This window comes from Ramlibacter sp. bp-362 (assembly GCF_054956735.1).
On sequence record NZ_JBUDXE010000002.1, the window covers coordinates 284002 to 302175 of the forward strand.

An 18174-nucleotide genomic window follows, 5' to 3' on the forward strand; every position below is an offset into this window, starting at 1 on the left:
GTCGGAGATCAAGTACGCGGTCGTGGCAGACAAGGTGTCCACGATGCTTATGGCCGATACGTGGAGCCGTAGCGGAATTTCAGGCGTCGAGGGCTGCGAATAACGTGTAGTGCTGATCAGGAGCAATTCAAGTGACCACTCAACCTATGGTATTGAAACCGGCTTGCATCAAGACCTTATCAGCCGTGGAGGCACTGCCGGATCGTTCGAATCAACACGAGTTCAACGGGGTGCGTCAACTGAAGGAACTCTTTGGAACTACTCCTTTTACTAAGGCGGCAACATTCTCCATCCGAGGAACATCAATCACCGTTGCAGCGAACGTCACTTGGTACGACGCGCGCGATGCTCACCCGAGCAGAACTGAACACAGGCTCTATTTCCAGACGAACAATGTCATGGCGCAGGCCAAAGAAGGCGACAACATCCTGATCGGGATCGACAGTTCCGGCACGCTCCACGTCGTTTTGATTCAGCAAGGAACGCCCGGATTCCGGTCAGGCCCGCCTATGTGGGAAGCGACTTAAGCTGCGCAAAAGACAACCCGGACGTTGGCGCTAAGCGTGCGTCGGCGTTCCGGACGCGCCCGAGCCGTCTGGCGACCAATATTGCTGCCTCGGACGAAACCTGCGGGGAGATGGGCACGTGGTTTCACAGCCGATCCTACGCAACTAAAAAGAAGAAACTCGGTGAGAACGGGGATGATCCGTTAGCTTGACGGCAAACTGCTGTCTCTGGCAGCGCGTATCCGGAAGCTTAGTTCTTCCACAGTCATGGGCGGACTCGCGCGGTGAACCATTGCGTGGCAGTTCGCGCATAGAGGTACGAGATCCGTAACCGGATCAATCACATATCCAGGCCCAAGGGCGGAGATTGGCGTCCGATGATGGACCTCGATGAATCCGTCCCCTATCTCACCATACACTTCCTTAAAGCTGAAGCCGCAAGCTTGACACACTGCACCGAAGCAGGAAATACAGGCAGCCCTGTTGGCGGCACTACGTTCGTACTTGTTAACCACAACTCGTGTTACCGCTCCTTCTGGCCACCCTGCCATCGACGCGTCAGCGTCGTTGTCTTCCAGTGGCAGGAGAGAGAGTGCCAAAGCAGCCACCGCTAAACAGCATTCGTGTGCCTTCTGTTCAAGCTCCGAACCCTGCTTAGCCGGCGGCGCAAGCTTTGAGACCCGCAGCCCAATGCTTGACCATTGGGGCGGGGGGAGGAGGCCAAGATCCTTCACGGGAGCGCCGTTAATGACAACGTCGACCGATGCCCCCTTCTCGACCAGTGCAGTATGCATTTTTGCAAAGCGCCGCTTTGAATCGTCGGGCGCTGCGCCCATCGACTTGGCGATCTGAGGCGCATAGCTTTCCAATACAAATGCAGCCTCGACGCGTCGCCACGAAGTGGTCACCTCTACCAGGAAGCCGTTGGGATATGGCAGGTCCTTGGGGCGGATAGCCGCGACGGCGCCAGCACTCCTATGCTTCGCCGGCTCGAAGCCGATATGGAGTACGTGCTCCATGTAGGCTGAGAGCTCCCTGTCGTCGAGATTCACCGGTAGGCGGCTCATTCGGAATCATCGTCCAGGTCGGGATCTGGAAGATCTTCAACAAGTCTGCGCAGAACGCGTGATACTTCGAAGCGCATTTCCTCGAAGTTTCTTCGGCTCGAGTCGTTCACGTTTCCAAGCTCCGCCACGCACAGCGCCCACATAAGGGAGTCAAGCCCCTGAATAGTGACACCGGATTGCCTATTGGGAATGTAGACCTTTCGGTAGTAAGGGTGCGTGCTGTTGATGCGGACAGCTTGGTTGCTATTGATAAACGTTGGCTCCCACAGCAGACCATCGTTTAACCCGTCCACTGCCTTCACGTGGAGCTCACCCGGTTCATCTAGGTCAAGGAGCTTGATTTTGAGCCGAGTTGTTCCGTTCTTGTTTTCGACAGTGACATCGCCGGTATTGCCGTCAACGGCCGAGACTGTTGCCGATTTCAAATCCGCGGCAGAGGCGTGGATCGTATTATTCGACGCTTTATGAAGGAGGGCCGCAGTTCCCGTTATCGTCGCCTGTTCGCCGTTCCGGTATCTCTCCTGCGCTTCGCGTCGAGGAGCAGGCAGAAATTTGTCGCGCAGCCAGTCATATAGCTCATTCGCCAGCAGGATGCGTGATTTCTTGATGTCTACTTGAAATGCTTCGTCCAAGTTATGATCAAACGAAAGCTCCACGCGGCTTAGCGTCAAGTGGGGTTCCTTGCGGAACATGCCCATCCAGTCCGGCCCGTGTATCAGCCGATTCTCTCGATACACGTAGATCCCTTGGAGATCGTTGGAAAGTCGAGCTTGCTTTGCGGCCTCCTGCGACGAAAATTCTTCCTTGCGAGGTATCACGAATGCCCGAACCGTGAATGCCACCTTCGAGCCATCCGCCAACTCAATCGGCAGCGTTTTCTCAGCAACTGGCTTCTCGACTTCACGCCCGCAAAACGGATCCCAAGGCTCGACCCGAACGCCATTCAGAGTTAGTTCGACCGTTTTCTCCCGGGCATCGTTCGGGTCCAGGAAGCGCTGGTACACCATGGCCAAGTGCGCACGAAGATCATCTTCATGTCGCTTCAGAGCGGCCTTTGCCGCCTTCCCTCCCGGTGCAGCGTAGTCGCGGAGCAGCCGATCAACCTTTTCCCAGATTACCAAGGTACCGCTGCCGCCCTTGCTGACCTCATGCAGGAGCTTCGCTTCGTGCTGGGGGGCAGAGGGAATGAGCACCTGCCACTTGCCAGTCGCGGCAACGTGATCCAGATCCCAAGTAGCCTTCAGGGCTTCGTCTTTTGCGGAGGCACGGGTAACGACCGACAGTTTTCTGCAGAACGCAGTAGAAGCGGTCTTCAGTCCCAATCCGAACTTTCCCAAGCTCGCGGCACTAGCGCGCTTCTTGGAGCCGTACCTCATCGCGTCTAGAAGTCCCGGCATATTCATGCCGGATCCGTTGTCGCCTACCATCAGCAGCACATTTCCTCCAAAGTCCATCTGGAGACGGATTTCAACTGAAGATGCGCCTGCTGCGATGGAGTTGTCGACAATATCTGCGACGGCAGTTGTGAACTCGTACCCCGTGTCTCGCAATCCTTCGATTACGCGCTCGGGATCAGGAGGGATCTCCTCGGTCTGGATAGCTCCTGCGTTGGCAGTCATTTAGTGCTCCTAGTCTTTCACCAGCCGCGCTTCGTCGTGATCACCTTCCACCCGCCACTGAGACGAAGGACCTCGTCCGTGGCGGGCTCGTGCAGCGTGCCGTTCCGGCGGAGGCTAATCTGAAAACCCCGCTCATCCTTGGTCAACACCACCTCGTCACCGACTCGCGCGTTCTTCGCGCGCAAGTACTTGGTCATCCAAGTGAGCCTGTACTCGTTCCGGGTACCGCCGAAAAGTTTGTTGTTGTAGTAGATAAACTCGAACTGCCACTTGGTAAGTCCGTCGTCGTCACGGAATGTCAAGCTCGTACGCGGGTTCTTCTCGGTACTATCCAGAGTCGGAAAGAAAGCAAGAACCTCTTGAGCCTTTGGTACAAGGATTCCAGCTTGGTGGCCGCCTGTCGTCCCCACGTCATTGGCCGAGAGCTGCTTCACGACTTCCTTCCGGATCACAAGGAACCTCCTTGGTCTAGCGGCGACATCTGCAACGCCCTCAGAATGTCCTTGGCGTCCGCGCCAGTACTTGCGGGGGCCGCCGTTTCCGCGAGCTCTCGCTTCGTGGCAAGCCGATCCATCATTACCTCCTCCACGCTGGACACGAAATAGAGGTAATGCACAGTGACGGGCCTTGTTTGTCGTCTGCGATAAGATCGCGCAGTAGCTTGATCCTGTACAGCGGGATTCCACTCAGGGTTATAGTGAACGACGTGATTTGCCGCGGTAATGTTCAAACCTGTCCCGGCAGCCTTCGGGTTCAAAACCAGTATGGCAGGTCCCGCATGATCAGTGAATCTGTCCACGATGGACTGCCGAAGTGCCACCGGCACGCCTCCGTTGATCGCCGCTACTGGAGCGACCGGATATCTGCGCCCTAGGTCTTGGACGAGTGTTTCGGCCATTTGGTTATAGGTTGAAAAGATCAGGCACTTCTCTCCATCCGCGAATATCTCGTCCAGGATTTCCAGGAGGCGGACATATTTGGGCATCTGATCTGCAGGATCTGAGTGCCAAGTAGTCCGGAGTCTCGGATGCGTGCAGTACATGCGCAAAGCCTGCAGTGCAATCAGCGCCGCTCCGCTGGGATGCGCGCCAATGATTTGCTTTCTCAGTGCTTCGTACCCATTTGCCATGCTCTCGCTCATGACGAGAGGCTGGGGAATGTCGATGCGCCGCGGAAGGTCCGCCGCCACCTCTACGACACGGCGCCGGAGCATGATCGGCGCAACCACACGCGCTAAGCGACTCGCATCTTCTCTTGTGTCGTCAAACTCCGATAGAAAATCCGCTTTCTGTCCCAGCAAGCCGGGCAGAGCGAAGTCCGAGAGCGACCAAAGATCGGAGAGACTGTTTTCGACGGGAGTGCCTGTGACGGCAACGCTCACACGGCGCGGGATCCGTTTGAGGGCTCTGGTTCTCTGCGCATCAGGGTTCTTGATGTTCTGAGCTTCGTCCAGTATCAGCACGTTCCAGCTAACGGCCGAGAGCAATGGCTCGTCCCTGACTGCTGTCTCGAACGAAGTCACCACGACGTCGAACCGGGTCAAACGATCTGCGGCTCCCGCCCGAGTCGCTCCCATGTGTACCAGCACGCGGAGGTCGGGCGCGAAGCTCGCGATTTCGCGGCGCCAGTTTTCGATAAGAGTTGCGGGTGCAACGACCAGCGCGGGTGATCGCCCCGAATTTCGTTCAGCTTGGAGGAGCCCAATTACCTGGAGGGTCTTGCCCAAGCCCATTTCATCGCCCAGCAAACATCCCAGACCCTCAGACGCTATGAACTGTAGGTAAGAGACGCCTCGCCTCTGGTATGGATAAAGATTCGCTACAAGCCCCGGCACATCTGAATCTTCATTCGCGCAATCTGTTGCAGTACTATCCGCAACGCTTTCGTCCAAGATAGAGAAAGCTTCGGTCTTCGCCGATTTCAACTGGATGGCTTGGCCGAGTGTCGCGCGCCCATCATTCACACCTACGGCCGCGAGCAGGACACGGGCTTCGTCGAACAGATCTGGATCAAGTGGAATCCACCTGCTTTCCCTAGTGATCTGGTCCACTGCGTCCCCGGGGAGAAGCAACCGGACACCATCAGAAATCGCTTCGAGGTCCACGCGAAGCCCCTCTCGAGGTGATCCCTTTATCGAAATCAAAGGCAAAGCCGGAATCCGGGCGAGCTCGACCCCACTCTCCACAAGGGATTGTGCGGCCGTTCTGTCGTGAGCAGGTGCACTAGCTCCGAACGCCGCATCCCAGACACGCCGAGCAGGTACAAGCACCTGACGCCCCTCTGGGTCCGTCTCGCATATACCGCGATGGGTAAGCGTCCAGTGAGCTTGATAGGGCCGAGAAGCCGGCATAGATTTGCGAAACCTATTTAGCGCGCCTTGGAGGCTTTGCGAGCATGCGTGCTATCCGTTGCACCGCCTTGTTCGGCATCTTATACCCACCCTCTCTAAGCTCGCATTCCCACACTGTTATCACTTGCCATCCCTGCGCGTGCAACTCGCCGATAACCTTGGCATCCCGTGCAACGTTACCAAGAATCTTGTTGTGCCAAAACTGCACATTCGTGGACGGCCAACGAAAGTAGCTGCATTCATGCTTATGCCAGAAGCAACCATGCACAAACACGACGGTATGCGCCTTCGGAAATACAAGATCGGGCCGCCCAGGAAGTCCTGCTCCACCGAGACGATAGCGGTAACCCAGTGCGTGGAGCTGCTTGCGGAGAAAAAGCTCGGGTGTAGTGTTTGAGCCGCGGATCCCCGCCATCATTCGGCTTCTGGTCGCCGGATCTACTACATCCGCCATTTCAAGCTAACCCACCATCGCAGGACGCTGGTCGCCTCGTTCCGCTTCCACGATCATTGGCTGTATGGCACGCGCTATCTCTCTCATGACCGGAACAACTACCGAGTTGCCGAACTGCTTGTACGCGCGGGTGTCGGAGACTGGAATCTGGAACGAATCTGGAAAACCCATAAGCCGGGCGCACTCTCTCGGAGTCAAGCGCCGGGGGTTTCTATTCCGGCCTTGACTCACAAGAATCTCTGATCCGTCCTTGTAGTACCGCGCTGATAGTGTTCGCGCAATGTCACTTTCAGTGACCAAGCCGAATCCGAACCCGTTCCCCTTCTCCTGATGCTTGCGTTTGTAGGCTTGCAGGTACTCCCAGAGCTTGTCGCTGAGCGTGTATTTTTCCTGCACCCTCCGTTTACCGTGATCAAAGTACCTCGAGCCATCGCTCTGCACGACCGGTTCTCGTTCACTGTTATGGAGAATCTCTGCGAGCCTCCGCTTTCCCTTGGGTGGGAGTTTCACCATATCCCACTGGAAAATAACGGGGTCCCGAAAGCCAACGATGATCACGCGCTCGCGATGCTGTGGAACGAAGTGCGCACCGTCTATAACCTGGTAATGAATATCGTACCCCAGCTCTTCGCGAAGAGTGCGCTCGATTACGGCGAACGTGCGTCCCCCGTCGTGTGAGCGCAGGTTCTTTACGTTCTCAAGGACGAAGGCTGTCGGCTGCTTCTCATAGATAATTCTGGCCACATCAAAGAACAACGTGCCTTGGGTCTCATCGGCGAATCCGTGTAGACGCCCTAGGGCGTTCTTCTTGGAAACTCCGGCAATCGAAAATGGCTGACAAGGGAACCCAGCGAGCAGCACATCGTGGTCTGGGACGTCCCTCTCGTGAATCTGCGTGATGTCGCCGTGTATGGCATGCCCGTTGGTGAAGTTGGCGGCGTAAGTCTTCTGCGCATAAGGGTCCCATTCGCTGGTGAAAACACATCTCCCACCGAACTCCTCAAAGGCTTGGCGAATGCCGCCTATGCCAGCGAACAGGTCAATGAACTTGAATGCACCGCTGGTGTTGACCTGTTCAACTTGCAACGGGAGGAGCTTCTGCAATGCATGTGCAACATAGGGCGGTGGCATCGATTGCCGAGCTTCCCACCGTCTAACCTGTCGCTCGCTCACGCCCAAGCGTTGTGAGATTTGTGCTTGGGAGTACTTCTTCCGAGCCGCGAACAAATACTCCAATGCGGCGATGTGGTCTACGGATTCGAGCGGGCGTCTCATGTCGGCGGGAATCTTAGCGGACAGTTTGTCCTCTATGCGCACCCAGCAGTCGGCATGTGACAAATTTGCGACAACAGATCAAGCCGGTCTTGATGCACTTGGCGCAAGAGCGCCCGAGGCGGCCAAAAACCTGCGCCGGAGGTGATAAAGGACTAACGCACCCGCAACGTGCTTACCGGCAACATCACCGTCAGGAGACTTGGTGCTCCATTTGTGCGGAAACGTGTGCCGCCTCGGCTCCGCAGCGGTTGTGGACACCCGCCAAGTGTGCATGGAGTTCGCGCTGCTAGCGCGCAAAGAGGTGGGCGACGGGTCGCAGATCGCGGGCATCCTAAGCCGCGGCGCAGTGGTCGATCACCCCGCCGCTGCTACGTCGGGACGTGTGTCCGCGCCACCGCCACTTTGACTGGATCGGCGTCTAGCGAGGCTCTCCTTCTCGCGAAGGATGACAACTGCTACGCGCTCACGATTACTTGGAACCCCCCATAAATCATCCTCTGCCCATCAAACGGCATCGGGTCCATCCCCTCCTTCAACCTCGGGTCCTCCATCGCCTTCTTCATCCCCTCGTCGCGCACCGCGCGCGAGGGCCAGGTGATCCACGAGAAGACCACCGTCTCGTCCGGCTTGCGCTGCACCGCCCTGGGGAAGGACGTGACCTTGCCTTCCGGCACGTCGTCGCCCCAGCATTCCACGACGGACAGTGCGCCGTTTTCCTTGAAGACGGTGGCCGCGGCCTGGGCGACGCGCCGGTAGGTTTCCTTGTTGGCCGTGGGGACGGGGACGACGAAGCCATCGATGTAGTTCATGCGAGCTCTCCTTGGGTGGCGGGGCCGCGGACGCGCGGCCCTCGCTTGCACGACGAACATGGGACGCGGATTTCGACAACGCAGGTGTAACTGTCACATCCCGTTGCCGCGCCGCTGGCCCGCATGGTCCGACACGCAAGCCCGCCTTCTGCGCCTCCCGCCTCCGCGCGGCCGTTCCTATTCTGGGTCCATCAGCAATCAGGAGTACCCATGAACAAGCGTACCAAGACCCTTTCGATCGCCGCCGCCGTCGCCGCTTCCGCGCTGGCCCTGCAGATGCCGTTCGCCACCGCCGCCGACGACACCGCGAGCAGCAACACCAACACGGCCCAGGCTTCCGACAACAATGGCACCCCGGGCCTCGACCTCGACGTGGGCAACAACGCCAGCGACCGCGGCCTGCCGGGCGTGGAGATGAACGTGGGCCGTGACGGCGACCAGCAGAACATCGGCAACGACACGCAGACGCTGGGCGCCGGCGCCGACATGAACAGCCAGGACGACGGCTCGCAGACCACCCGCCCGATGCGCGCGGACCGCAACTGACCTTCACTGACCTCCTCGCGCGCGGTGGCCCAGGCCACTGCGCGCGATGCTTCGCCGGCCGCGTGCGCGCGCCGGCGCGGCGTGTCTTCCGGGTGCGGAAGCGCGGCAGGCCCTATGCTCCTGCCCCGCATGCCTTCCGAAGACCCATCCCTCGTTGCCGCCCCGGGCGGCTCCCTCTGGTCCGCCTTCCTTCCCCTGCTGCCCTTCATGCTGGCGGTGTTCGTCGGCTTCGTCGCCATGGGCATGGCGCTGCCGGTCGTGCCGCGGCACGTGCACGACACGCTGGGGCAGGGCACGGTGATGGTGGGCTTCGTCATGGGCAGCCAGTACCTGTCGTCGCTGTTCGGCCGCATGTGGGCCGGCGGCGCCGTCGACGGGCGCGGGCCCAAGCAGGCGGCGCTGGTCGGCCTGCTGGCCGCGTGCGCGATCGGCGCGCTGTACTTCGCGTCCGTTCCGTTCTCCGCCACCTCGCCGCGGCTCGCGCTCGCGCTGGTGATCGCCGCGCGGCTGCTCACCGGCATCGCCGAGAGCTTCGTCATCACCTCCACGCTGGCCTGGGGCCTCGCGCGCGTGGGGCCCGCGCATGCGGGCAAGGTGTTCGGCTGGCTGGGCGTCGCCCTGTTCGGCGGGCTCGCGGCCGGCGCGCCGCTGGGCACCTGGATCTACGGGCAGTCCGGCTTCGCCGGCACGGCGATCGCGGTGCTGGCGGTGGGCGCGCTGGGCCTGGCCGGCGCCAGCTTCATGGCGGGCGTGGCTCCCAGCGGACTGCCGCGCCTGCCCTTCACGCGCGTGCTGGCGGCCGTGCGGCTGCCGGGCCTGGGCCTGACGCTCTGTTCCGCCGGCTACGCGATGATCATCGCCTTCGCCGTCCTGCTGTTCGCCGAGCGCGGCTGGGGCGGCGGCGCGCTCGCGCTCAGCTTCATGGGCGGCGGCTTCGTCGCCGGCCGGCTGCTGTTCGGCCACCTGCCGGACCAGGTGGGCGGCGGGCGCGTGGCGCTGTTCTGCGTGCTGGCCGAGGCGGTCGGCCTGACGCTGATCTGGGCGGCTCCGCATCCGGCCGTGGCCTGGATCGGCGCGGCGCTCGGCGGCGGCGGCTACGGGCTGGGCTTCCAGGGCTTCGGGGTCGAGGCGGTGCAGCGCACCCCGCCGCAAAGCCGCGGTGCGGCCATGGGCGCGTACGTCATGTTCCAGGACGTCTCCATGGGCCTGGCGCCGCCGCTGGGCGGGGTGCTGGCGCGCGTGGCGGGGCTGGACGCGGTGTACCTCGCGGCGGCGCTGGCGGCCGTCGGGTCGGGGGTGGTGGCGGGAAGGATCCTCCGCGGAGGCTCCCGGCCTGCACAGGATGCTGATGTCTCACAATGACTGGTGCAGACGGCCGGTACAGCTCTCGCGCTGTACCATGGAGGCTTCCTCGGCACTCGGGGCGAGCATGCACTCGTTGATCGAACAAAAGCGTTCGGACATCTCGCGCATCTGCCGTCAGCACCAGGTACGGCGGCTGGAGGTTTTTGGCTCGGCGGCCCGCGGCAGCGATTTCGACCCGGCCAGCAGCGACGCCGACTTCCTGGTGGAGTTCGGACCAGGCGCGAAGAAGGGTCTCGACGCCTACTTCGGGCTGAAGAGCGCGCTCGAGGACCTGCTGCAAAGAGAAGTGGACCTCGTCGAAACGGGAGCCCTACGCAACCCGTACTTCATTGCGGCCATCAATCGGGCGCGCGAAGTGCTTTGTGCGTCGTGACCCTCGCACATGGCTATGGGAGGCGCTGAACCAGCTGTCGAGGGCGGAGCCGGCGACCGCAGCTCGAATTCCTCACCTGGCAGTCCCAACTTCCGGCGGCGCGGGGGCGCGATGCTGCAGCGTCCAGCGCCATTTGGCAAGCGCTACGTGATTTCCGTCGCCTGGGTACGACAGGGCGCCGCAGGCCGAAAATTTTTTTCGCCGGCACAAGCCTGTGGAGCGTTCCGGCACAACTCGGACCTTATCCACATGGCCGGGCGGAACGGCCGGGTTGTCCAAGTTTGTAGGACAGCGCCGACGCAGTCCTACACACAGTCGTCCGGGGTCGGAAGTGCGTTGATGCGTAAGGGGAAACAGGCGTTGTCCACACCGGGGCGGCGTCCTTACCTACTACGACTATCTTTGAAAAAGAAATCCTAAGAGGACATCCGCGCCGACCAGGAAGGCGGTCGGCCAGGGCCTTAAGGTCCGTGATCGGAGCGCGCAGAATGCGCCGCTTGGGATCGAGGAGGAGATGGTCATGGGGATGCTGATGCTCGTGATCGGGCTGGTGCTGTTCGTGGGTGCGCACTCGACGCGCATCGTGGCGGAGGGCTGGCGCACGGCGACGATCGCGCAGGTGGGCGAGAAGCCGTGGAAGGGCGTGGTCACGGTCCTGTCGCTCGCCGGGTTCGCGCTGATCGCGTGGGGCTACGCCCTCGCGCGGCACAGCCCGGTGGTGCTGTGGCCGCAGCCGCCCGTGTGGACGCGGCACCTGGCGGCGCTGCTGACGCTGGTGGCGTTCGTGCTGGTCGCGGCGGCCTACGTGCCGCGCAATGCGATCAAGGCGAAGCTGCACGACCCGATGATCCTGGGCGTGAAGGTCTGGGCGCTGGCGCACCTGGTCGCAAACAACACGCTGGCGGACGTGGTGCTGTTCGGGTCGTTCCTGCTGTGGGCGGTGTTCGATTTCCGGGCGGCGAGGAAGAGGAGGGGGGCGGGGAGCCCCTCACCCCGGCCCTCTCCCCAGGGGGGAGAGGGAGGGAAGACCGTGATCGCGGTGGTCGTGGGGGTGGTGGCCTGGGCGGTGTTCGCGTTCTGGATCCATCGGGCGTGGATCGGCGTGAGTCCGCTGGGGGTGTGATCGGCGGATAATCGTTCCATGCGTCTCGAGGAGCATCAGCGTGAAGCCATTGCAGACATCTGCAGGCGATACCGCGTGCGCAAACTGAGCCTCTTCGGATCCCTCGCGAGCGGCACGGCGCGGCCGGAGAGCGACGTCGATTTGCTGGTGGAATTCATCCCGGGACAGGCGCCGACGGGTTTCGAACTCGTCCACATGCGCGACGAGCTGCAGGAAGTCTTCCAGGGCAGGAAGATCGACCTGGCGTTCCCGTCGATCCTGCAAAACGCGTGGCGGCGAAGCGCGATCGAGCCGCAACTGCAGACGGTCTTCCAGTAGCCGGTGGACCGCACGCCAGCCTACGTGCAGGACATGCTGGCGACCGTACCCCGACCGTAGGGAAGTAGTCGATAGCCCACCAGGGGTGCTGGGGTTCCCTTCGGTCACCGCCAGCCTACGATGGCCGGCCCGACGCAAGGAGCTCGCCATGGACGACAACCTGCCTGTGCTGTCCCACGTTTCGCTGGGCACCAACGACTTCCCCCGCGCGCGCAAGTTCTACGACGCGGTGCTGGCCACCATCGGCATGAAGTGCCTGATGGACTACGACGAAGGCGCCGGCTACGGCCGCAAGCTTGCCGAGTTCTGGATCCAGCTGCCGCACGACGGCCAGGCGGCGAATCCGGGCAACGGCACGCACGTGTGCTTCAACGCGGCCAGCCAGGAGGAGGTGAAGGCCTTCCACCGCAAGGCGCTGGAGCTGGGCGGCGAGGACGAGGGCAAGCCGGGCGTGCGCAAGGAGTACTCGGACGGCTACTACGCGGCCTTCGTGCGCGACCCGGACGGGAACAAGATCGAGGCGATGTGCTGGGTCAGAGCGTAGTGCCGCGCTTGCCCCTCACCCCCGCCCTCTCCCCGGAGGGGAGAGGGGATGACAACCCGGCGTCGTCCGACAGAGAGCCCAGCGCTTGCTTCCCAGAATGGGTCGCAACAGCAGGAGGCTGCATATGGATGAACTCAAGGCGCGGCGGCCGTTGGCCGTGGTCACGGGTGCCTCTTCGGGCATCGGCTACCACCTGGCACGCTGCGCGGCCGAACACGGGTACGACCTGATCGTCGCCGCCGACACGCCCCTGGCCGACGCGGCCCGGGAATTCGAGGCCCTGGGCGCCCAGGTGCACGCCGTGCAGGCCGACCTGGCCACCGAGGTGGGCGTGCAGCACCTGGTCCAGGCGATCGGCGACCGCGAGGTCGATGCCCTCATGGCCAACGCCGGCCACGGGCTGGCCGGGTCCTTCCTGGCGCAGGACTTCCAGGACGTGCTGCACGTGATCAACACCAACATCACCGGCACGCTGCACCTGGTGCAGTTCGTCGCGCGCGGCATGGTGGCGCGGGCGCAGGGCCGGATCCTGATCACCGGGTCGATTGCGGGCTTCCAGCCGGGGAGCTTCCACGCGGTCTACAACGGGACCAAGGCTTTCATCGATTCCTTCGCGCTGGCGTTGCGCAATGAACTCAAGGGAACCGAGGTCACGGTCAGCTGCCTGATGCCGGGGCCGACCGACACCGAGTTCTTCGAGCGCGCCGGCATGGAAGACGCGAAGGTCCTGGAGATGAAGCCGCTCGTGATGCAGCCGGACGAAGTGGCGCGCCAGGGCTTCCGGGCCATGCTGAAGGGCGAGGCCGACGTGGTGGCCGGCTGGCGCAACAAGGTGCAGGTGGCGATGGCCAAGGTGATGCCGGCGCAGGCGACGGCGCAGGTCCATCGGAAACTGGTTGAACCCAAGGGAGTTGGCAAATGACGAAGAAGTACCTCCGGCCCATGCAGGACAAGCAGGCCGCGCTCTCCGGCAAGGTGGAGAACGACACCAACAAGCTGGGCAAGGAAAAGCCCACGCAGAAGAACGAGGGGCGGCGCACGCCGCTCAGCCGCCACGACCGCGAGGACCACATCGGCAACAACCAGAAGAAGGTGCGCGCCGGCTCGCCGCAGGGCAGCAGCACGCACCAGCCGCCGCAGGCCGCGGCGCGCGGCAAGAACAAGCGCGGGATGTGAGCGGGGCGCGTCAGCGCGCCACCGGCTCCAGCAGGTCGCTGTAGTCGAAGCAGCAGGCCTTGCCCAGCTGGCAGCCCTGGGGGCACCAGCGGCCGTCGGCCATCTTCACGAAGAACTGGGGGCCGCGCAGCAGGCGGCGCAGCCAGGGGTCGCACCTCTGCACGGCCTGCGGCTCCAGGGAAGCGGCGACGACGCTGCCGGGGGCATAGGTGTCGGTACTGCTCATGGCGCGGGATTCTCCACCTCGCCACAACGCCGCGCCAGCGCGCGCGTTGACTTTGCGGCGGAAGCGCAACGGGCTTTACTTTCGGGACAACCGTGGATTGCGGCTCAAGGCCGCAATGACAAGCCGATCATGTCATCCCGGGCTCGACCCGGGATCCACGGTGGCGCGGCACGGTGCCGCAGGAAATCAGAGGTGCACGCCCACCCGGCGCGGGAAGAGTTCACGCTCCATCAGCGCCAGCATGTTGTTCCAGCCCTTGCGGCTGGATTCCTCCATCGCGCGGGCGGCGTCGCTGCTGCCCATCTCGTGCGTGAGCGTCATTTCGCAGGCGAAGGCGTTCACGGGCGCCAGGTCCACCGTCACGCGCGTGGGCGTCTCGTTGCCGAAGGTCAGCACGCTGAACTCGAAGACGATGCGGCGGGGACGGTCCAGCTCGAGGTACTTGCCCATGTGGACCACGTCGAAGACGCTTTCCTCGCCGTCGGCGGCGGGGCGGCGGTCGATCACGGTGAAGCCGCCGCCCACCTCGGGCTGGATCTCGCACTGCATCACGTTGCCGGTGCGGGTGCGGAACAGGAAGCGGGAGGCCTGCCCCGGCGTGAGCCAGGCGTCGAACACGCGTTCAGCGGAGGCGCTGTACCGGTGCGTGACCTGGATGACGACGGGACTGCTCATCCGTAATTTATCTCTTGACAGCGTCCTCCTGTCAAGCCTGTCAATACTGACAGGGGTGTTAGCGTGCCACCTCCGGCAGCTCGATCTTGACCTCCAGGACTTCCAGGTTGTCCTGGCGCTCCACGTTCACCTTCAGGTGGGTCGGGTCGATCTTCACGTACTTGCCGATCACGGCCACCAGGTCGCGCTGCAGGGCCGGCAGGTAGTCGGGCGCGCCGCCCGGGTTGCGGCCGCTGCGCTCGTGCGCCAGGATGATCTGCAGCCGCTCCTTGGCGACGCTGGCCGTCTTCTTCTTCTCCCCCAGCAGCAGGGTCAGGAGGGACATGTCACTTCCTCCCGAACAGGCGCTTGAGCAGGCCAGCCTTCTGCGGGTCCACGAAGCGCAGGGGCTTGTCCTCGCCCAGGAAGCGCGCCACCACGTCCAGGTAGGCCTCGCTCACGTCCGTGCCCTTCAGGTGCACGGCGGGGCTGCCCTGGTTGCTGGCCTGGAGCACGGCCTCGGACTCGGGAATCACGCCGATCAGCGGGATGCGCAGGATGTCCTGGATGTCCTCCAGCGAGAGCATGTGGCCCGCGTCCACCCGGTTGGGGTTGTAGCGGGTGATCAGCAGGTGCTCCCTCACCGGCTCCTTGCCCTCGATCGCCCGCTTGGTCTTGCTGGCCAGCATGCCCAGGATGCGGTCGGAGTCGCGCACCGAGGAGACCTCCGGGTTGGTCACTACCAGCGCCTCGTCGGCGAAGTGCATGGCCATCAGCGCCCCGGTCTCGATTCCGGCTGGCGAGTCGCAGACGATGTACTCGAAGCCCATGCCGGCCAGGTCGCCCAGCACCTTCTCCACGCCCTCGCGCGTCAGGGCCTCCTTGTCGCGGGTCTGGCTGGCGGCCAGCACCGAGAGGTTGTCGTTGTGCTTGTCCTTGATGAGGGCCTGGTTGAGCGTCGCCTCGCCGTGCAGCACGTTGACGAAGTCGTAGACCACGCGGCGCTCGCAGCCCATGATCAGGTCCAGGTTGCGCAGGCCGACGTCGAAGTCGATGACGGCGGTCTTGTGCCCGCGCAGGGCCAGGCCGCTGGCGAAGCTGGCGCTGGTGGTGGTCTTGCCCACCCCGCCCTTGCCGGAGGTGACGACGATGATCTTTGCCATGGGATTCCTTCAGGGGTTCAGCGGCTCCATCACCAGCTTGTCGTCGGCCAGGCGGACCTGGGCCGGCTTGCCGAGCAGCGGTGGGGGCAGCGGGTTCTCGCTGGTGCGGTAGACGCCGGCGATGGAGACCAGCTCCGGCTCCAGGCACAGCGTGAGGATGCGGGCCTGCGCATCGCCGCGCGCGCCGGCGATCGCCCGGCCGCGCAACGGTGCATAGACGTGGATGTGGCCGTCGGCGATGACCTCGGCGCCGGGATTGACCATGGACAGGACGACGAGGTCGCGCCCCTTGGCATAGACCTGCTGCCCCGAGCGCAGCGGCTTGTCGACCACCAGCGCACTGGCGGGCGGCGTCGGCACCACGGCAGCCTTCGGCTGTTTCTCCCTCTCCCTCTGGGAGAGGGCCGGGGTGAGGGCATCCCCGGCAGCCGCGAGACCCATCCTGAGGGCCTCTTCCATCTGCCCCTCGCTCCCGCCGCGCACCGCCACCGGCACCACCTTGTACGTCTTGAGCACCGCGAGCAGCCCGGCGAAGTCGATCTCCTCCCCGCGCACCTTGCCCAGGTCCACCACCAGCGGATCGTTGTCGAAGAACTCGGGGATGTCGCCGAAGCGCCCCCGCAGCTCCTCGGCCAGCTGGCGCAGGTCGGGCGACTTCAGCAGCAGCGCCACCAGGGGCAGGCTGGCGCTCTTGATCTCGAACGTGGCAGGCGCGTTTCCTGCAAGGGCAACGGTCATCGGTACTGCTTGATGCGGGGCGGGCGCAGTGTAGCAGTGCAGTGCGGGGAGGATGTGACGAGTCATGTCATCGACAAGCGGGTGCGCGCCTTCCTACGCCCTTCGTGGCCACCCGCCCGCGCCGCCCGCGGGAACCTCCGCCCACACTGCATGCGAGGCATCAAGGAGCCACCGATGAACCATCCCGTCCACCACGCTTACCACTGGATCGGCGTCGCCGTGGTCGCCGGCCTGGCGTTGCTGGCCTTCGAGGCCTGGGGACAGCAGACGCTCAACGAGGTCAACATCAGCACCAACGCTTCCGCCGTGTTTCAGGGCCGGCCCGCCATGGCCGGTGCCCAGGCGGGCCTCGGCGCGATGGCCGGGCCGCCGCAGGGCGGCATCGGCCTGCAGGGTTCGGACGGCGCGGGCATGAGCCTGCGCGCGCCGCAGGTGATCCGCGAGCAGATGAATCCGCTGCCGCCGGTGGCCTGCGCCGACCTGCCGCCGGCGCCCTCAGCGGCGGAAGAGTCGCTGTGCCTGCCGCAGATCCGCGACGAACGCTTCGAACGCCGCCTCGCGATCCTCGGAATCGACGCGCAGCAGCGCGGACGGATGTAGGGTCACCAGAACTTCCAGGCCGTCGGGCCGCGGCAGCCAGTGCCCGCGCTCGGCGGTCACCGGCACCGCCCGCCCCAGCAGGGAACGCGCCGCGCTCGCGCCCAGCGCCACCAGCGCCGCCGGCTTCACCAGCGCGATCTCGTCGTCCAGCCAGTGATGGCAGGCGGCGATCTCGCGCTGCGTCGGGCTCTTGTGGATGCGGCGCTTGCCGCGCAGCTCGAACTTGAAGTGCTTGACCGCATTGGAGACGAAGACCTGCGCGCGCGGGATCTCCGCCGCCTCCAGCGCGCGGGCCAGCAGCTTGCCCGCCGGCCCCACGAAGGGGTGGCCCTGCAGGTCCTCCTGGTCGCCGGGCTGCTCGCCCACCAGCATCAGCTTCGGCTTCAGCCGGCCTTCGCCGATCACCGACTGCGTGGCGAACTCGCCGATCGGGCACTCGCGGCAGGCCATGGTGGCCGCCTTCAGGGCGTCCAGGCTGGTGATGCCCGGGTCGGGCCGTTCAGGCATGGGCGGCCGGCCGGTCGTGCGGTGCGAACACGCGCGCGTAGCAGGCCAGCCAGTTGGCGTCGCCGGCTTCGGGACCGGGGAGCTCCGCGGCGGGAATGCCGGGCCCGAACAGCAGCGTGCCGTCCTCGCAGCGGGCGCTGCGGTCGGGCGTGAAGATGGCCCAGCGCTGCGCCGGCACGCGCTTGGCGAACCAGGGCGCCACCGCCTCCATCACGTGGTGCGCCGGCTCGTAGCAGCCGACGTGCAGCTCGCGCCCTTCCTCGTCGCGCAGCTCGCGCAGGCGCAGGTTGGCCTTCATCTTGTGGATGTCGCGCCGCACCGCGTGCGCCATGTGCTGCGCCTGCAGGATGTCGGCGTCCAGCGGGTCAGCGCGCAGCGAAGGCTCGTGCACCAGGCGCCAGAGCAGGCGATAGAGCAGCGAGAAGCGCTCCGGGTCGCGGTGCAGCACGACGAACTCGCACAGGCGCGTGAAGGATGCGGGGACGATGGCGGTCGCGGCGCGCGCCACATTGCGCGGGCGGCTCGCCTGCGGCGGTTGCGCGTCGGTATAGAGCCGCGCGGTGTCGTCCAGCGCCCACTGCACCTGCTCGGGCGGGACCTGCTGGGCGAGCAGCTGGCGTGCTTCGGCACGGAATCCCGCCAGGTCGGTCTGGCCTGCCAGTCTTGCTTCCATGTCGGTACTGCCCAGCATTTCGTACAGCTTTCGTGGTTCAGATTTTCGGCAAGTTCACTCGGCTTGTGTCCTCGAGGTATGCAATTGC

24 protein-coding genes are annotated in these 18174 nt (G+C 63.9%); 10 read left to right on the plus strand and 14 right to left on the minus strand.

The annotated features are described in order from the left end of the window. Positions 1–131: 131 nt before the first annotated feature. On the plus strand, positions 132–527 hold the full coding sequence (locus ACY0MJ_RS03785) for a type II restriction endonuclease (RefSeq protein WP_462636946.1): 396 nt from the start codon (positions 132–134) through the stop codon (positions 525–527). A gap of 182 nt (positions 528–709) precedes the next feature. On the opposite strand, the gene ACY0MJ_RS03790 is transcribed toward ACY0MJ_RS03785, so the two are convergent. From ACY0MJ_RS03790 to ACY0MJ_RS03820, 7 genes are all read right to left on the minus strand, one after another. Further along, positions 710–1558, minus strand: coding sequence for an HNH endonuclease (locus ACY0MJ_RS03790; RefSeq protein WP_462636947.1), 849 nt, complete (start codon positions 1556–1558; stop codon positions 710–712). 11 nt (positions 1559–1569) lie between these two features. Further along, positions 1570–3192 carry an ATP-binding protein gene (locus tag ACY0MJ_RS03795; RefSeq protein WP_462636948.1) on the minus strand — a complete coding sequence of 541 codons (1623 nt, stop codon included), beginning with the start codon at positions 3190–3192 and terminating at the stop codon, positions 1570–1572. Between the two features lie 17 nt (positions 3193–3209). After that, positions 3210–3626, minus strand: coding sequence for an EcoRII N-terminal effector-binding domain-containing protein (locus ACY0MJ_RS03800; RefSeq protein ID WP_462636949.1), 417 nt, complete (start codon positions 3624–3626; stop codon positions 3210–3212). A gap of 14 nt (positions 3627–3640) precedes the next feature. Next, complete coding sequence (locus tag ACY0MJ_RS03805; RefSeq protein ID WP_462636950.1) at positions 3641–5296, minus strand: DEAD/DEAH box helicase; 1656 nt, start codon at positions 5294–5296, stop codon at positions 3641–3643. A 259-nt stretch (positions 5297–5555) separates the two neighbouring features. Beyond that, positions 5556–5996, minus strand: coding sequence for a very short patch repair endonuclease (locus tag ACY0MJ_RS03810; protein ID WP_462636951.1), 441 nt, complete (start codon positions 5994–5996; stop codon positions 5556–5558). A 6-nt stretch (positions 5997–6002) separates the two neighbouring features. Next, positions 6003–7271, minus strand: a complete 1269-nt coding sequence (gene dcm / locus ACY0MJ_RS03815) for a DNA (cytosine-5-)-methyltransferase (RefSeq protein WP_462636952.1) — start codon at positions 7269–7271, stop codon at positions 6003–6005. A gap of 455 nt (positions 7272–7726) precedes the next feature. Continuing rightward, on the minus strand, positions 7727–8080 hold the full coding sequence (locus ACY0MJ_RS03820) for a DUF1428 domain-containing protein (RefSeq protein WP_462636953.1): 354 nt from the start codon (positions 8078–8080) through the stop codon (positions 7727–7729). Positions 8081–8290: 210 nt separating this feature from the next. On the opposite strand from ACY0MJ_RS03820, the gene ACY0MJ_RS03825 reads away from it, so the two are divergent. The 8 genes from ACY0MJ_RS03825 (at position 8291) to ACY0MJ_RS03860 (ending at position 13525) form a co-directional block, all read left to right on the plus strand. Beyond that, entirely contained in the window at positions 8291–8626 is a 336-nt protein-coding gene (locus ACY0MJ_RS03825) for a hypothetical protein (protein ID WP_462636954.1), read from the plus strand. A gap of 129 nt (positions 8627–8755) precedes the next feature. Beyond that, a complete protein-coding gene (locus ACY0MJ_RS03830; protein ID WP_462636955.1) occupies positions 8756–9988 on the plus strand; it encodes an MFS transporter in 1233 nt (410 codons plus the stop codon). 67 nt (positions 9989–10055) lie between these two features. Further along, positions 10056–10364 (plus strand): nucleotidyltransferase family protein, encoded by a 309-nt coding sequence (locus tag ACY0MJ_RS03835; RefSeq protein ID WP_462636956.1) that lies wholly within the window; start codon positions 10056–10058, stop codon positions 10362–10364. Positions 10365–10890: 526 nt separating this feature from the next. Beyond that, on the plus strand, positions 10891–11487 hold the full coding sequence (locus ACY0MJ_RS03840) for an NnrU family protein (protein ID WP_462637095.1): 597 nt from the start codon (positions 10891–10893) through the stop codon (positions 11485–11487). A gap of 18 nt (positions 11488–11505) precedes the next feature. After that, complete coding sequence (locus ACY0MJ_RS03845) at positions 11506–11805, plus strand: nucleotidyltransferase family protein (RefSeq protein ID WP_462636957.1); 300 nt, start codon at positions 11506–11508, stop codon at positions 11803–11805. Positions 11806–11953: 148 nt separating this feature from the next. Then, entirely contained in the window at positions 11954–12349 is a 396-nt protein-coding gene (locus ACY0MJ_RS03850; RefSeq protein ID WP_462636958.1) for a VOC family protein, read from the plus strand. Positions 12350–12473: 124 nt separating this feature from the next. Then, positions 12474–13271: an SDR family NAD(P)-dependent oxidoreductase gene (locus ACY0MJ_RS03855; RefSeq protein WP_462636960.1), complete on the plus strand. Its 798-nt coding sequence runs from the start codon at positions 12474–12476 to the stop codon at positions 13269–13271. Then, entirely contained in the window at positions 13268–13525 is a 258-nt protein-coding gene (locus ACY0MJ_RS03860; protein WP_462636961.1) for a hypothetical protein, read from the plus strand. Before ACY0MJ_RS03855 ends, ACY0MJ_RS03860 begins: the two co-directional genes overlap by 4 nt. A 10-nt stretch (positions 13526–13535) precedes the next feature. Here the strand turns inward: ACY0MJ_RS03860 and ACY0MJ_RS03865 are convergent, their stop codons facing one another. From ACY0MJ_RS03865 to minC, 5 genes are all read right to left on the minus strand, one after another. After that, positions 13536–13751: a hypothetical protein gene (locus tag ACY0MJ_RS03865; protein ID WP_462636962.1), complete on the minus strand. Its 216-nt coding sequence runs from the start codon at positions 13749–13751 to the stop codon at positions 13536–13538. 186 nt (positions 13752–13937) lie between these two features. Beyond that, positions 13938–14426, minus strand: coding sequence for an SRPBCC family protein (locus ACY0MJ_RS03870; RefSeq protein ID WP_462636963.1), 489 nt, complete (start codon positions 14424–14426; stop codon positions 13938–13940). A 58-nt stretch (positions 14427–14484) separates the two neighbouring features. Further along, complete coding sequence (gene minE / locus ACY0MJ_RS03875; protein ID WP_462636964.1) at positions 14485–14751, minus strand: cell division topological specificity factor MinE; 267 nt, start codon at positions 14749–14751, stop codon at positions 14485–14487. A 1-nt stretch (position 14752) separates the two neighbouring features. Continuing rightward, complete coding sequence (gene minD, locus ACY0MJ_RS03880; RefSeq protein ID WP_462636965.1) at positions 14753–15568, minus strand: septum site-determining protein MinD; 816 nt, start codon at positions 15566–15568, stop codon at positions 14753–14755. A 9-nt stretch (positions 15569–15577) separates the two neighbouring features. Beyond that, on the minus strand, positions 15578–16306 hold the full coding sequence (minC, locus tag ACY0MJ_RS03885; RefSeq protein ID WP_462636966.1) for a septum site-determining protein MinC: 729 nt from the start codon (positions 16304–16306) through the stop codon (positions 15578–15580). Between the two features lie 174 nt (positions 16307–16480). Between minC and ACY0MJ_RS03890 the strand changes: the two genes are divergently transcribed. After that, entirely contained in the window at positions 16481–16906 is a 426-nt protein-coding gene (locus ACY0MJ_RS03890) for a hypothetical protein (protein WP_462636967.1), read from the plus strand. Here ACY0MJ_RS03890 and ACY0MJ_RS03895 read toward each other — a convergent pair. Both ACY0MJ_RS03895 and ACY0MJ_RS03900 read right to left on the minus strand, forming a co-directional pair. Next, entirely contained in the window at positions 16802–17413 is a 612-nt protein-coding gene (locus tag ACY0MJ_RS03895) for a UdgX family uracil-DNA binding protein (RefSeq protein WP_462636968.1), read from the minus strand. The genes ACY0MJ_RS03890 and ACY0MJ_RS03895 overlap by 105 nt on opposite strands. Beyond that, a complete protein-coding gene (locus ACY0MJ_RS03900) occupies positions 17406–18086 on the minus strand; it encodes a TIGR03915 family putative DNA repair protein (RefSeq protein WP_462636969.1) in 681 nt (226 codons plus the stop codon). Before ACY0MJ_RS03900 ends, ACY0MJ_RS03895 begins: the two co-directional genes overlap by 8 nt. Positions 18087–18174: the final 88 nt, after the last annotated feature.

Excerpts from the sequence above, each read along its gene's own strand:
- ACY0MJ_RS03795 (WP_462636948.1), bottom strand. The coding sequence starts at position 3,192 with ATGACTGCCAACGCAGGAGCTATCCAGACCGAGGAGATCCCTCCTGAT.
- ACY0MJ_RS03810 (WP_462636951.1), bottom strand. The coding sequence starts at position 5,996 with ATGGCGGATGTAGTAGATCCGGCGACCAGAAGCCGAATGATGGCGGGG.
- dcm (WP_462636952.1), bottom strand. The coding sequence starts at position 7,271 with ATGAGACGCCCGCTCGAATCCGTAGACCACATCGCCGCATTGGAGTAT.
- ACY0MJ_RS03820 (WP_462636953.1), bottom strand. The coding sequence starts at position 8,080 with ATGAACTACATCGATGGCTTCGTCGTCCCCGTCCCCACGGCCAACAAG.
- ACY0MJ_RS03825 (WP_462636954.1), top strand. The coding sequence starts at position 8,291 with ATGAACAAGCGTACCAAGACCCTTTCGATCGCCGCCGCCGTCGCCGCT.
- ACY0MJ_RS03830 (WP_462636955.1), top strand. The coding sequence starts at position 8,756 with ATGCCTTCCGAAGACCCATCCCTCGTTGCCGCCCCGGGCGGCTCCCTC.
- ACY0MJ_RS03835 (WP_462636956.1), top strand. The coding sequence starts at position 10,056 with ATGCACTCGTTGATCGAACAAAAGCGTTCGGACATCTCGCGCATCTGC.
- ACY0MJ_RS03840 (WP_462637095.1), top strand. The coding sequence starts at position 10,891 with ATGCTGATGCTCGTGATCGGGCTGGTGCTGTTCGTGGGTGCGCACTCG.
- ACY0MJ_RS03845 (WP_462636957.1), top strand. The coding sequence starts at position 11,506 with ATGCGTCTCGAGGAGCATCAGCGTGAAGCCATTGCAGACATCTGCAGG.
- ACY0MJ_RS03850 (WP_462636958.1), top strand. The coding sequence starts at position 11,954 with ATGGACGACAACCTGCCTGTGCTGTCCCACGTTTCGCTGGGCACCAAC.
- ACY0MJ_RS03855 (WP_462636960.1), top strand. The coding sequence starts at position 12,474 with ATGGATGAACTCAAGGCGCGGCGGCCGTTGGCCGTGGTCACGGGTGCC.
- ACY0MJ_RS03860 (WP_462636961.1), top strand. The coding sequence starts at position 13,268 with ATGACGAAGAAGTACCTCCGGCCCATGCAGGACAAGCAGGCCGCGCTC.
- ACY0MJ_RS03865 (WP_462636962.1), bottom strand. The coding sequence starts at position 13,751 with ATGAGCAGTACCGACACCTATGCCCCCGGCAGCGTCGTCGCCGCTTCC.
- ACY0MJ_RS03870 (WP_462636963.1), bottom strand. The coding sequence starts at position 14,426 with ATGAGCAGTCCCGTCGTCATCCAGGTCACGCACCGGTACAGCGCCTCC.
- minE (WP_462636964.1), bottom strand. The coding sequence starts at position 14,751 with ATGTCCCTCCTGACCCTGCTGCTGGGGGAGAAGAAGAAGACGGCCAGC.
- minD (WP_462636965.1), bottom strand. The coding sequence starts at position 15,568 with ATGGCAAAGATCATCGTCGTCACCTCCGGCAAGGGCGGGGTGGGCAAG.
- minC (WP_462636966.1), bottom strand. The coding sequence starts at position 16,306 with ATGACCGTTGCCCTTGCAGGAAACGCGCCTGCCACGTTCGAGATCAAG.
- ACY0MJ_RS03890 (WP_462636967.1), top strand. The coding sequence starts at position 16,481 with ATGAACCATCCCGTCCACCACGCTTACCACTGGATCGGCGTCGCCGTG.
- ACY0MJ_RS03895 (WP_462636968.1), bottom strand. The coding sequence starts at position 17,413 with ATGCCTGAACGGCCCGACCCGGGCATCACCAGCCTGGACGCCCTGAAG.
- ACY0MJ_RS03900 (WP_462636969.1), bottom strand. The coding sequence starts at position 18,086 with ATGGAAGCAAGACTGGCAGGCCAGACCGACCTGGCGGGATTCCGTGCC.